6 protein-coding genes are annotated in these 14,269 nt (G+C 38.8%); 2 read left to right on the top strand and 4 right to left on the bottom strand.

All coding sequences use genetic code 11. The features are described from left to right. Nucleotides 1–297: 297 nt before the first annotated feature. The 4 genes from H6G28_RS14070 to H6G28_RS14055 form a co-directional block, all read right to left on the bottom strand. On the bottom strand, nt 298–2,820 hold the full coding sequence (locus tag H6G28_RS14070) for a CHAT domain-containing protein (protein WP_190671480.1): 2,523 nt from the start codon (nt 2,818–2,820) through the stop codon (nt 298–300). Further along, nucleotides 2,801–5,332, bottom strand: a complete 2,532-nt coding sequence (locus tag H6G28_RS14065) for a two-partner secretion domain-containing protein (RefSeq protein ID WP_190671478.1) — start codon at nt 5,330–5,332, stop codon at nt 2,801–2,803. The genes H6G28_RS14070 and H6G28_RS14065 overlap by 20 nt, the downstream gene beginning before the upstream one ends. A gap of 66 nt (nt 5,333–5,398) precedes the next feature. Further along, nucleotides 5,399–8,467 (bottom strand): two-partner secretion domain-containing protein, encoded by a 3,069-nt coding sequence (locus H6G28_RS14060; RefSeq protein WP_242054578.1) that lies wholly within the window; start codon nt 8,465–8,467, stop codon nt 5,399–5,401. A gap of 269 nt (nt 8,468–8,736) precedes the next feature. Then, complete coding sequence (locus tag H6G28_RS14055) at nt 8,737–9,600, bottom strand: helix-turn-helix domain-containing protein (protein ID WP_190593114.1); 864 nt, start codon at nt 9,598–9,600, stop codon at nt 8,737–8,739. Between the two features lie 715 nt (nt 9,601–10,315). On the opposite strand from H6G28_RS14055, the gene H6G28_RS14050 reads away from it, so the two are divergent. Beyond that, nucleotides 10,316–11,989, top strand: a complete 1,674-nt coding sequence (locus H6G28_RS14050) for a helix-turn-helix domain-containing protein (protein ID WP_190593115.1) — start codon at nt 10,316–10,318, stop codon at nt 11,987–11,989. Between the two features lie 45 nt (nt 11,990–12,034). Continuing rightward, nucleotides 12,035–14,239 (top strand): CHASE2 domain-containing protein, encoded by a 2,205-nt coding sequence (locus H6G28_RS14045; RefSeq protein ID WP_190671474.1) that lies wholly within the window; start codon nt 12,035–12,037, stop codon nt 14,237–14,239. Nucleotides 14,240–14,269 lie beyond the last annotated feature (30 nt).

Below are 14,269 nucleotides of genomic sequence, written 5' to 3'. Positions count from 1 at the left end.
AATACGGTTCAGTTAAGAAAATAAATTAACTGCTACACATAAAACAGAACTATTTTTTGGAGGGGGTTTGGGGGACGCAACCGTCTCCCAATCGGGGGTTTGGGGGAGAATCCCCCAAGTCTTGGTTCTTCTGAAATCGATAAGCTGACAACGTTAACTGAACCGTATTGTTTTATAGTGAATTTGAGGGTAAACATTGACCTATTCCTTTCTCTATCAATTGAGCTTACACCCCATACCCTTTCACCCATACACCCAATCTCCACAGACAATCTGTGTACGTAAATCCTGTTGATATTAAAGCCAATTGCCTACTAAGACAAAACCTGACCAAAAATAAGGACGATTCTCTTTTTTTAATAAAGCTAATTGAGCCTGCTGGAGTGCTTTAGCTCTGCTTGTTCCTTTCTTTAATTCTTGATAAAAATAATTCATGATTTCACTAGTAGAAAAATCATCGATTGACCATAGACTTGCTAAAGTGCTTTCTGCTCCTATTTTAACGGTGATTCCAGCTAATCCTAACGTTGCTTGGCGATCGCCTGTAGCAGTTTCGCAGGAGCTTAAAACTAGCAACTCAATAGAATTAGAGCCATTGAAACTACTTGGTTGCAGTAGGTCAACTAAATCTTCTATCTTGAGTAGTTTATCCCAAGTGAGAATAAAGGTTTGATCAGGGTTAGAACTAAATTGACTGTGGGTGGCTAGATGAACTACAGAAAAATCTGATGATCGCAGTTTGTTTTCTATGTTGATTCTCGTAAACTTATTATTGAGAAGACTTTCACTTTGGGGTATTTTTGTCTGGATATTCTCTAATTCTTTCTTAACATTAGTTAGAGGAGAAAATTCTTGACCTGCAATAGAGCGTTTTTCGCTAACTCCTGCTGCTAAGACTTTCATTGACGAATTGCGTAGAGGTTTAGCCTCAAAAAGTTGTAGAGTAGGTGCTATGGCGATCGCATACTTTTCGATTAGATATTTTTGTTGTTCTTTATCATATAAAACTGACATAGGAATACTACGCAGATTACCATCTAAGACAAAGACCAAAGTTTCTATGCTGTTAGATTTTAAATCGGCTTCTAGAGGACGAATTAACCAATCATAAACTTGTTGAGATAAAATTTTTACTTGAAACGCTTTAGTTACATTAGGCAAATATTTTTGTAAATTATTGAGAGTTGTTTCTACATTTTCCTTGGATATGGAAGTTGCATAATATCGCAGTTCTTGTTGTTGGGGAAATTTTAAAATAATCGCTAATTTATTTTCTAGAATAATAGGATAAATAACGGCTGCTTTGGTATCGCTTTTTTCGATAATTTGATCAATTTCAATTCGAGGTTTTAAACAAGGCTCTTGCAAAAAGTTTTCTATTTCGGCTAACTGTAATGACTCTATTGTATTTCGGGCTTGCTTGAGATTATTATTTGCGTTTAACTCAGAAGCCTCTTGATTTAATAAGAGTAAATTAACCAGTTGACGATACACTGGCTCAACTTTTTCCCGAAAAGAAAACTGTAACTGAGAGTTGATAGCAGCCAGATCAAGCCGCAGAGATTTTAATGTCTCAATAGCTGCATTATAAGCAGCGATCGCCTCTTGAATATTCCCCTGCTCTCTGAGAATATATCCGAGTTGCCATTGCCACTGATAGGACATATCATTAGCCGAAATTGTTTGCGCTTGTATAAGTGCTTTTTGCGTCAGGGCTAAAGCTTCTGAGTATTGCTGGTTCTGTTCATAAAGCCAAGCCAGATAGCCAATAGCATAAGATTCAGCACGCTGATTACCCAGGCTTTTTGCTTGTCGCCAAGCTATGATCAACTGTTGAGCAATATCTTTCACATCAACAGTTTTGATAGGGGAGAATTGATTAAAACAAATTAAACTTTGAGCAAAATTAATGTGGTTAAAAACTGTAGCTTGCTCAATAGGTAATTCCTCTAGCTGTGACTCAATTTGTGGAACTAAATTTTGTGCTATTGTTAGCTGATTAATTTTTAGCAGCAGACTCAGATAATTGAGTTGTGCTTGCGTCCAAATTTGGCTAGATATGGATTTAGCTGCGGCTTTTTGATATAGCGAATTAGCTTGCTGATAAAATAAAATTTCAGCCTCATCCTTAGCTTGCTCTTCACAACTTAAAGGACTAGAGTTTTGTTGATTAATTCTGCCTCTTTGAATTTGTGTTCTTTCTCCTAAAGTTCGTTGAGCATTGCCTAAACTCAACAAGGCTGAACTTTCTAACGTTGGTGATGATAAATTTTGAGCAACTTGTAAACTGATGTTTAATACTTTGATTGACAAATCTGGGCGATTGAGTTTTTGCAACACATCGCCTAAACTCTTCAAACCATTGGCTGTACTCAGAGAATTTTTTCTCGATGCAAGGGTTGACAACCATGAATTGCTTTGTGAACTGTTACGCTCTTGGGCTAATTTCCGGCAATCAGGCTGGTTAATGTCAAAAGCTTGTAATATTTGATTGCAGGCTTTGAGATCCATCCCGTTAGCTTGCAGAGCTTCGGCAACATTAATTAAATTTCGCAGTTTACCTTCTTCATTACCTGCTTTTTGGTAAATATGAGCCGCCTGCTGCCAAACGTTTGCTGCTGCGTCAAATTGTCCAGCTTCGTAAAGGACTTTTCCTTCAAATTCTAATTTTTCCGCGTTGATTGCAGGTGTTGTTGCAATTGCCAGATCAGATAATAGACCTGAAACATTGATAAATAAAATTATCCCTAACAAAAAAAAGATAACTATTTTTAGTCGCTGGGAAAATCTGTAGCGCCAATTAGTTTTTCTCAGAACCATAGCATTTATTAGCAATATGCGGCTTGGGGATAAAGTTCAACGTCACTTGTCCTTGGTGATCAAAAGTCCAACTATTGGCTTCAAAAATGGGAGTAATATTTAAGTGTTTGTTTGGTGTGGTAGTGGTGAGAGTATTTTCAGAAACAGCGATCGCAGGAACACGTAAAGCATGATTAGGTTGTGGTGGTATACCTCCTCGTCCTGTAATGATAAATTGGCTTTGGGATTGCCTACTAGCCACGGTTGATGCTGCACACCCTTGAGTAATCAGCCTGCTAACATCGACCACATTTGTGGGTAAAGCCGCTAACTCATTGCTGATATCTGCATTTGGAGTATTAATAATAATTTCACCGTTGAGTAGGGGGTTTTGTTGGGAAAAGGCAGTGATATCGCTGCGCTTAGTTAATGTTTCACTTGTTTCGATGCCAAAAATTCCCTGTGCATTAATCCGAATCAAGCCACCTTTACCTGAAAAAGCATTGGCAGTAATATCGCTATTTTCATCGGGAACAGCGACTAAAAATTTGGTGTTAATGTCAATATTGCCGCCATTACCGCCTGTTTCTTGCAGTCCGGCGGTGGTGGAAATGCTGCTATTGTCTCTGAGCAGCAGTAAATCTCCTATCTGCAATTGAATATTACCACCTTCGCTGCTGAATGTATCAGCCAATAACCGCGATCGCCCTTGCAGAGTCAGATAATTAGTTGTAATTTTTAAATCCCCTACATTCGCCTGTCCATTTTTTCTCGGAGCAGTATTAGCAACAGACACACTAGCACCATTAGTTAATGTTATCTGATGAGTATTAATTACAATTGAGCCAGAATTACCTGTGGCAATTGGTGGCAGTCCTAAAATAGCTTGTAGAAAATCAGGCGGAGTCACAATATCAGAGCTAATTCGACTATTGAGAAATGTTGTACCGACAGGACTAAAATCGAAAGTACTGGAATTAATAATTTCAACAGATTCTTTGGCATTAATTGTGATGTCACCTGCATTACCGCTAGAATATCCACTAGAGAGAATTGCACCGCCGTTTTTGAGTTGAAGGATAGGGGTATTAACAAGAATTTGTCCTCCGTTACCTTCTCCAAAAGAGTTGGAAACAATTGCACTATTAGAAATTGCCGCATTAGAATTACCCTGAATATTAATTAATTTATTGGCATTGATAATCAGATGACTGGCATTTCCTTTACCTAATGTGGAATTTGTAATCTGTGCGCCATCTCGAATTTCTAAAATATTAGTTGATACTGTCAATTTTCCTGATGAGCCAGTGTTAAAGGTTGCCGTTGTAATTGCACTCAAATCAGTAGCATCAACAGCAGAACTGCCCCTCATACCAATAAAATCATTAGCTTGAATATTAATATCCCCACTGTCTGCTGCACTAAAGGTTTGGGCAACAATCGTACCTCCATCATGTAGTAACAAACGAGGTACAGAAATGTTAATATTCCCTCCTCTGCCATTACCTAATGATTGAGTAGCAATCCGACTGGAAACTGCTGGATTTGTACCACTGATCACTAATGACTGAGTTCCAATGACTTGTATATCCCCACTGATTTGTTCACCCAGGGATTGTCCCACAATCATTGAGCCATCTTGTAAAGTGATGTTTCTACCCCTTAACTGAACTGTACCTGACTTCATTCCACTAACATCTACTAGTGCCGCAGATTGCAGGTGAATATTTCCAAATTGGGTATTAGGTGTTGTATTAACGGTTGAGAATTTATTCCCTTGTCCCAGAATCCATTCACCATTACTCAAAGCTGTTAAATCAATTTGACCAGAGTCAGCAATGAGTAAACCGCCATCAAGGCTGATGTTTCCTGCTACTAAAGCTAAAGTCCGACCAGGAGCAACTTGTAAACCTGTATGTTTCGCTGCTCGTCTATTGAGTAAAGATAAACCAACTCTGGTGATATTGTGACCCGAACCTTGCACTTGAATCGCACCTGAATTAGCTCCAATTTGTAGTCCAATTGGTATACTAACTGTTAGCAGAGGCTCGGTAGGTTCTTTGGTACTAAATTGCGAACCATCGGCGAATTTTATACTCGATGCTGTCGAAGCGATAAAGGAACCATTAATATTAATCTGTGCATTACCTCCGAAAATAATGCCACTAGGATTTATTAAGAATAAATTGACGGGATTTTGGTGATTGATGCTCTGAATCAAGCCATCGATATGAGAAATACTACCGCCAGTCACACGACTGAAAATTGTTGATATATTGGGTGTATTTCCTAAATCAAAGGTAGCAGATCCACCTGTAGGAATGGAAAACTGACTAAAACTGTGGAATAAATTGTTATTTACCACAGTGCCGTTTTCAATGATGAAATTTTGAGCATTGGCAGAATTGACAGTTGTATTGAGTGTACCATCAGAAACAACCTGTGCTTTAACGCAGCTAGACCAGAAAAGCATTGTTTCTAAGATCAGCAGCAAACCATTTACTGAACCTAAAAAAACCAAGGTTGATTTCATTACTCAATCGCCATATTTTTTAATAAAGATGATTAATAAAATTAGAAATAAAGCTGGCTGCATCTTCTAGGAATTATTTTGACATTTACCACCATTTATTCTCCAAGTAGAAGTGTGAGCAGTGGGACTGAAACTCAACGTCACTTGTCCTTGGTGATCAAAAGTCCAACTATTGGCTTCAAAAATGGGAGTAATATTTAAGTGTTTGTTTGGTGTGTTAGTGGTGAGAGTATTTTCAGAAACAGCGATCGCGGGAACACGTAAAGCATGATTAGGTTGTGGTGGTATACCTCCTCGTCCTGTAATGATAAATTGGCTTGGGGATTGACTGTTAGCCACGGTTGATGCTGCACACCCTTGAGCAATCAGCCTGCTAACATCGACCACATTTGTGGGTAAAGCCGCTAACTCATTGCTGATATCTGCATTTGGAGTATTAATAATAATTTCACCGTTGAGTAGGGGGTTTTGTTGGGAAAAGGCAGTGATATCGCTGCGCTTAGTTAGGGTTTCACTTGTTTCGATGCCAAAAATTCCCTGTGCATTAATCCGAATCAAGCCACCTTTACCTGAAAAAGCATTGGCGGTAATATCGCTATTTTCATTGGGAACAGCGACTAAAAATTTGGTGTTAATGTCAATATTGCCGCCATTACCGCCTGTTTCTTGCAGTCCGGCGGTGGTGGAAATGCTGCTATTGTCTCTGAGCAGCAGTAAGTCTCCTATCTGCAATTGAATATTACCACCTTCGCTGCTGAATGTATCTGCCAATAACCGCGATCGCCCTTGCAGAGTCAGAGAGTTAGTTTTGATGCTCAAATCACCTGCATCACTTTGGCTTCGGCTATTCACAGAAATTTCGGCATCATTACTCAAATTGACAACCTCAGATGTCTCTATTTGAATATTTCCACCTTTTCCTTGCCCTAATGTACTCGCACTCAGGTTAGCTCCCTGGTTTAAATTTAGTGAATGTGCTTTTAGATCAATATTGCCACCATCTCCAATTGCTGTGTTTTCTGCTTTAGAGGTGATTTCACTAGAAAAGCCATTTGTGCCTTTACCATCAAGGTTAACGGCATCTTTCACATCTATAACAATGTTTCCGGCATTCCCCTTTCCAAAAGTATTGGTACTCAAAAAACTACCATTGAATAGATTCAGGGAGCCTGCTTTGATTTTAATATCTCCACCATCTCCAATCGCTGTCTCTTGTACTTGAGTAATAATTGTAGTATTAATAATACCGTTTCGGCTTTCACCATCCAGGTTAACAGCACCTTTCACATCTATAAAAATGCTACCAGCATTCCCATTTCCAAAGGCAACATTACTTAAAGCAGTTCCTTGGGAGAGAGTTAGGGAATCTGCTGTGATCTTAATATCTCCACCATCTCCAATTGCCGACCATCCTACCTGAGAGCCAATTACGCTAGGATCGCCATTGGTGCTTTCACCATCAAGTTTAACACTACCTTTCACATCGATAGTAATGCTACCACCATTTCCCACTCCAAAGGTACTATTACTAAACAAAGTGCCATTTAAGAGAGTTAGGGAGTCTGCTGTAATCTTAATATCCCCACCATTGCCAATTGCTGTTTCTTCTGCGTTACTAACAATTGCACTAGGAATACCATCATTGCTTTCACCATCTAGGTTAACAGCACCTTTCACATCGATGGTAATGCTACCACCATTCCCCATTCCAAAGGTGCTATTACTCACAAAAGCGCCATTTGAAAGATTTAGGGAGTCTGCTGTGATCTCAATATTGCCACCGTTGCCAATTGCCGAGCTAACTACTTGAGATATAATTTTACTAGCAGTACCATTTGTAGTTTCACCATCCAGGTTAACAGCACCTCTGACATCTATAGTAATTCTGCCAGCATTCCCCTTACCGAAGGTACTACTAGTCAACAAACCACCACCCGTCAGATTGAGTGAGTCTGCTGTGATCTGAATATCGCCACTATTTCCAATTGCTGACTCTCTTACTTGAGATACAATTCTACTGGGATCGCCATTTTTGTCTTCACCATCGAGGGTAACAGCACCTTTGACATCTATAAAAATGCCGCCAGAACTTCCTTCTCCAAAGGTAGAGGTAATTAAATCACTGCCATTAGTTAAATTGACTGAATCTGCCTGAATATTAATATTGCCACTATTCCCTGTCGCATTCACACCGACTTGGTTGATTATACGACTAGATTGACTCAACGATATGGCTTGTGTGGCGTTTAAAGTAATATCTCCTGCTCTTATTACTGGTGTTCCTAAATTTGTGGTCATACCTGCATTCAGAGAACTGCCTTCACTTATATCAATATTTCTACCACTCAGAGCGATCGCACCACCACCATCACCTGCTACATTCACAATAGCCCCATTCCTCAGTGAGATATCACCCCGTACCAGTTCTTGTGGCAATGTCAAAGCCAGATTTTTACCATCAATACTTAACCCGACTTCCCCAACACTGGCTACACTAGCTAACTCCACCCGTCCACCCAAGGCATTTAATCGCCCTGTATTCAGCACATTTCCCCCCACTAACAGCAAGCTATTTCCATCAGCTACTCTCAACCCCAATACAGGATTATTTACTTGATTCACTCCTGCTGCTGCTATTGAACTATTTTCGATTGATGCTGCATGAATTTGATTAAAAAATAAGGCTGATGGTTTCACTGTCAACAGTGGGACTGGTTGTGGTGATGACGCACTGAAAAATCCTTGTTCGCCAAATTTAATACTATTAGCTGATGTGGCAACAAATGAACCACTAATATCTAAACTTGCACCTCTGCCAAAGATAATGCCATTGGGATTGAGCAAAAATAGGTTGGCATTGCCTAGTACTCCCAACTTGCCCAATATTTCCGAACGACTACTCCCTGTTACTCTCGCAAAAATGTTTTCGATTCCCGTAGGATTTGCAAAATACACAGTTCTTGCTTCCCCCACGTTAAATTCTCGGAAACTGTGAAACAGGTTCATCCCTCGCACACTTCCACCCGTGATTCCTTCTTGTGCAACTCCGTTGAAGTTGTTGATGATTTGGGATTTTTCTGTTCCCAAGGTATCATCTGGCACAATCTGACTCTGGGCTAGAGTACGTTCTGCCATAAAAATGATTATCATTTCAATGATAGACAGACAGATCATTAATGGGAGTTTTTTCTGGCAATGCCAACCACTATGAGTCATGCTAAAAGCTAAAACTTGATGAAAGTTGAGCAATTCAAAAACTTTATTTTGTTGTGATTGTATGATGGTTAAAAAAACCTTCAGGTTAAATTTAGGTAAATAAAGCCCAGAAATCTTGGAAAATCAGGTGTTGATGAATAAAAGTCTTTAAAAAGATAATACCTTTTGCTCGCACTCAAATCATCTGCCTAATTCAGCAACATTGAAGATGTACCATTGCAGATAAACTGAGATTTCCTCCAAGCTTGGGGCGTAGTCTTATGATTCTGGCGAAACTGTCGGAAGAAATGTCCTTCATGTTGATAACCTACAGCTTCAGCAATCTGACTTACCGACAAATCACTTTCTTTAAGCAGATTACGTGCTGCTAACATCCTGCGCTCAACAATCCAATGATTAACTGTTTTTCCTGTGTGACGACGTACCAAGTTAGTTAAGTAAGCCGGACAGTAACCCACTGCTGTGGCTACATCACACAAGCTAATCGGTTGATGATAATTCCCCTCAATAAAGTTAAATACTTGATTTAATAGCGTATTGCCAGGAAATTTTAATGAGGGATATTTTGGTTTGTCCTCCTGGCTAGAGATATTTTGGAATACTTGAGGTTGTGACGTTCCTGAAGCAACTGTTTGTGACTTAATGTGACATATCAATAGATAACTATATTTTTTGCCCTCCGATTCTATGGCAGTAACAGTGATTTCTAATGACAGGTTATAACCGTCTTTTCTTTGGTATTGAGTATTAAAAGATGTATGATGCTGCTGTTTATCAGTTTTACAAAAATTCGCCCAAACATTAAGTAAAAAATCTAGGTTCAGGTCTTGTATACCCATAGATACCAACTGTTCACGGGAACTACCGACTAAATGACAAACAGCTTGATTAACGTATAAAACTTTGGCGTTGGGTTTTGCAATTGGCTCTATCCAGAAAATTGGCTCTGGTACACGCTCCATCAAAAACTGAGTAAAGCGTAGTTCTTCTTGTTGTAATTTTAGTCTTAATGGAGGATTACTGGACTCAGCCATGCAAATGGTAGCAACCATATTTCAACCTCATTGAAACTATATAGACTGATCGAAAATAGAGAAACACTCACTAAAAACAGACGTTGAGTATTGATGGTGAAAATTTAGACTTGTAATGTCACCTTGTCAGGTAGTGTATTGAAGTTATGCTGGTTTACTTTAATTGCACATTAATATTCGCAAGGGGGCGGCGTGTAGGGGGCGGAAGAGAGAGTTTACAGCTTCGATCGACAAATGAAATTGTGCAATTTATGGGCGTAACAGCTTATGATCAATATTATACGTAAGTAGTCGTAGTTTAAGTCATTAACTTTATTTTTTATTAACTAAGTTAACCAACATGTTAATAATCCAAGATTAAGCCTAGTTTATCACTTGATAAAACTTTACAAAAGTTTATATGATCATCTCTTCCGTCTTTACGTATAATCCTATACAAAGTAAAAATAACCGCAAAAATTATACTTTATTTATATGAGCTTTTATCTAAAAATAAGGATTTCAGCTTTTTACTGAGATAATTAAATTACATAAATTGTTATTGTTGCAAGATGTGAGTAATCTAGAAATTGTATGACATGATCTAGGTTGATAGCGATCAATTCCACCTTAATTGTGGGTGATTTGCTTAGATGTTAGGATTGTAATAGAAGTAAAATCTCTGGCTTATTGAACAAAGTTAATATCAAAGTTAATCTGTAAATCTTGTATTTGCTTATATTCTTAAGTCTCAATGAATGTGGAAGAAGTCATAAAAACCATAGATCACATCCTTTTGACTAATACAGGTCAACACCTAAAAGATGTGGAATCTGTAATCCTCAGAGGAGCTTGGCAAGCTAAAACCTATGAACAGATTGCAGACACTTGCGATTACAGTTTGGGTTACATCAAACAAGTGGCAGCTCCTAAGCTGTGGAAATTATTATCAGAAGTTTTGGGAGAGGACATAAGTAAAACTAATTTCCGATTTATACTGGAACGCCTGTGGGAAGAGCTATTAGAAAGTATTCGATATTCGTCTGCATCGAGTATTAATCAGACAGCATTCAGAGAATCTTTGAGTGAAACGCCCGTAAAAAACTCGGAAAATTGGGGTGAAATACCGGAAATCGGCGTTTTCTATGGACGCACTCAAGAGCTTGCCACCTTAAAAGAGTGGTTAGTCAATCAACATTGTCGGCTAGTAGCAGTTGTGGGTATGGGGGGAGTTGGCAAGACAACATTAGCCGCAAAATGTGTTCAACAAATACAAACAGAATTTGATTTGATTATTTGGCGAGATTTACGCCAAGATCCATTACTGAGCCAATTGCTGACGGAAATCAGCCGACTTATAGAATCACAGCAGAGTTATCTAATTGCACAAGATATTGATGCTCAAATTACCGAATTTATTAATTTTCTCCGTCAATATCGTTGTCTTGTCATTTTAGATGCAACCACCAATCTTCAGCAAAGTAGTCATACAGCTGGACATTATCGAGAAGGTTTTGAAATTTACGGTAAATTCTTAAAAAGATTAGGGCAAGAGTATCATCGTAGTTCTGTGATGTGGATAGGGCGGGAGAAACCCAAAGAAATTGCCTTGATGGCAGGAGAAAATTGTCCGGTGCGTTCCTTATCTCTACAAGGTTTAGACTCATCAGCCAAGGAAATCTTTCAAAAGAAAAAGTTATTAGATCCAGATACTTGGGATGACTTGATTCAGCTTTATAGAGGTAATCCTTTAGCTTTGAAAATTGTTGCTAATACTATTCAAGAATTGTTTGGGGGTAAAGTTTCTGCCTTTTTGAAACAAGAGACAATAGTTTTTGGTGAACTGAACGATATTTTAGACGAGCAGTTTGAGTACCTATCAGATTTAGAGCAGGAAATCCTCTACTGGTTAGCAATTGAGTGTCAACCAATTTCTCTATCGCAATTACGTGGAGATATTGTAGCCCCCGTAACCCAAGCAGAATTAATGGAAGCGATAGAATCACTTTTGCGGCGATCGCTGATTGAAAGAAATGTGGTGGAAGAAGATGTTCTGTTTTCACTCCAGCAACCTGTAGTCTCTCAATATGTGATTAATCAAATTTGTGAGCGTGTTTGTCAAGAGATTCGGGAATTTAGCAGACACCAAAAAATTGAAACAATAGAGGTTTTGCGAATCCTATCTTTAGTGCAGCAGAAACAAAAAGATGCAGTTATTCAAGAAATGCAAGTCCGCTTAGTTCTAAAACCCATTAAAAACCAACTATATAAAATATTCAAAGATGAAAGTTTAATTGAATCATACCTCACCAAAATTCTCTCCCTTTTGCAAGGAAAAACTCCCTTGTTTGTGGGCTATGCCAAAAGTAATGTTAATAATCTGCTTTTAGAACTCAAATCTGATTTGAGTAACATCAGTTATCGATAATAATGTTCCCTGTTAATACTCACACTAAATATAAAATGTTGAAATATGAGCTACTGTATCAATCCCTGGTGTCTTAATCGGGAAAATCCTGACGATCAAGAATTTTGCCAGAGTTGTGGCTCTACCTTAGTTATCAACGAGCGTTATCGGGTGATTAAGCCATTACGAGAATTAAATCAAAACCACCATACAGAAATATTTGAAATAGATAATTTAGGTAAAACTAAAGTTCTCAAAGTTTTAACTAGCAATCGGCGACGATTAATTGAAATGTTTGAGCAAGAGGCTAGTATTCTCAGACATTTGAGGCATTTAAGCGTACCTCAAATTGATACTTGTTTTTGTTTTTCTCCTAAAGATAGACATGAACAATTGTATTGCTTAGTCATGGAGAAAATACCAGGCGATAATCTAGCCCATTGGATAGATAAAAATGGTATATTATCTGAAGAATTAGCCATTGATTGGTTGATGCAACTAACTAAATTATTAGTGGAACTGCATCAAGAAAAAGTTTTACACCGAGATATTAAGCCATCAAATATAATGATTCGTCCTGATGGTAAATTGCTGTTCATTGACTTTGGGGCAGCCAGACAAGTGACCATGACTTATGCAGAAAAGCTGGATGGCGGTGATATCACTAGAGTCTATTCCTTGGGATACACAGCACCAGAGCAAATTCAAGGTCAAGCTAGTTATCAATCAGATTATTTTGCTCTAGGACGGACTTTTGTTAATTTATTAACAGGCATACACCCTAACGATTTGCCAAAGGAACCGCACACAAACCGGATAATTTGGCGAGAGCAAGCACCCCAGATTTCTTCAGGTTTAGCTAATTTCATTGATAACCTGATGATTCCTGCACCCGATGAGCGTCTTCTCAACCCGCAGTTGGTCTTAGAACAAATCCACAGTAACCAAAGCCAAGAACTGCAAATTAGTGAATTAAGTGCAGGCAAAAAAAATCTCTCCTTGTCCGGTGGTAAAATTTTAGCGGTTAATAATTTAACTAATATTTGGCACAATCTGTGTAAAGTGATGGCGGTAAGTGTAGCGATCGCCTGTTGCGTCATAGGAGTAAGATATTTTGGTATCCTCCAACCCTGGGAATTACACAGTTTCGATCGCCTGATGGCAATACGCCCCATCGAAAAGCCAGATCCGCGCCTACTGCTTGTGACTATTGATGAAGCAGATATTCAATATCAAAACAGTCTAGGAATGCAGATTCGATGGTCTTTATCTGATCAAGCACTGCTGCAACTGATCGAAAAATTAGAGCCATATCAACCCAGAACCATCGGCTTAGATATTTATCGTGATTTCCCCGTCAGTTCTGACTATCCCCAATTAGCAAATTATCTCCGCACAGATGCACGCTTTTTTGCTCCTTGCAAAGTAGCAGCACCCAAAGATGATGCCCCAAATGCTGTTCCACCACCACCAGAAGTCCCTGAATCCCGTTTAGGTTTTAGTGATTTTGTGGCCGATAATGACGAAGTAGCTCGCCGCCATCTGTTATATTTAACACCTCCAGCTAATTCTGCTTGCACCGCACAATACGCCTTTAGCTTACAAACAGCACTGCACTATCTAGCTAATCAAGGAATTAATACCAATGTAACTAGTGATGGACAACTACAGATAGGCCAAGTAGTTTTCCCACAATTAAAAAGCCACAGTAGTGGTTATCAAAATATTGATGCCTCTGGTTATCAGATCCTACTTAATTATCGTTCTTTGCGTTCTCCTCAAGATATTGCCCAGCAATTATCTCTGAGAGACATTCTGGAAAATCGTGTTACCCCAGAATTAATTAATGCGCTTAAAAATCGTGTCGTGCTTATAGGTGTAACTGCCCCTAGTACAGTTGATCAGTGGAAAACTCCTTACAGTGCTACAGCCATTCGTTCTCAGAAAAATATACCAGGAATATTCATTCAGGCTCAAGCGATCGCCCAGATTTTCAGTGCTGTTTTAGACAATAGACCCTTAATCTGGTGGTGGCCTACTTGGCTAGAAGCATTATGGATGATCGGCTGGTCATTCTTAGCCGGGATACTAGCTTTGTGTATTCGTCGCCCTTTATACTTAGGAGTAACAATAGCGATCGCACTTTTGTTACTTTTTAGTATTTGCTACCTCACATTTATCAATGCTGGATGGATACCAATCATTCCACCCGCACTTTTAATAATTACTGTCCCAGCAATAGTTGTTTGGTTGAATTCCACACATCGCTAATACTTATTTAATAAAAATTTTGAGTTGAGA

It is taken from the genome of Nostoc sp. FACHB-190 (assembly GCF_014696905.1).
Taxonomy (GTDB): Bacteria; Cyanobacteriota; Cyanobacteriia; order Cyanobacteriales; family Nostocaceae; genus Nostoc_B.
The sequence above is the reverse complement of the archived record's forward strand: the minus strand, read 5'-3'. Positions and strand labels throughout refer to the sequence as shown.

Coding starts and splice junctions, on each gene's coding strand:
- H6G28_RS14045 (WP_190671474.1), top strand. CDS start 12,035: ATGAGCTACTGTATCAATCCCTGGTGTCTTAATCGGGAAAATCCTGAC.
- H6G28_RS14065 (WP_190671478.1), bottom strand. CDS start 5,332: ATGAAATCAACCTTGGTTTTTTTAGGTTCAGTAAATGGTTTGCTGCTG.
- H6G28_RS14070 (WP_190671480.1), bottom strand. CDS start 2,820: ATGGTTCTGAGAAAAACTAATTGGCGCTACAGATTTTCCCAGCGACTA.
- H6G28_RS14055 (WP_190593114.1), bottom strand. CDS start 9,600: ATGGTTGCTACCATTTGCATGGCTGAGTCCAGTAATCCTCCATTAAGA.
- H6G28_RS14060 (WP_242054578.1), bottom strand. CDS start 8,467: ATGGCAGAACGTACTCTAGCCCAGAGTCAGATTGTGCCAGATGATACC.
- H6G28_RS14050 (WP_190593115.1), top strand. CDS start 10,316: ATGAATGTGGAAGAAGTCATAAAAACCATAGATCACATCCTTTTGACT.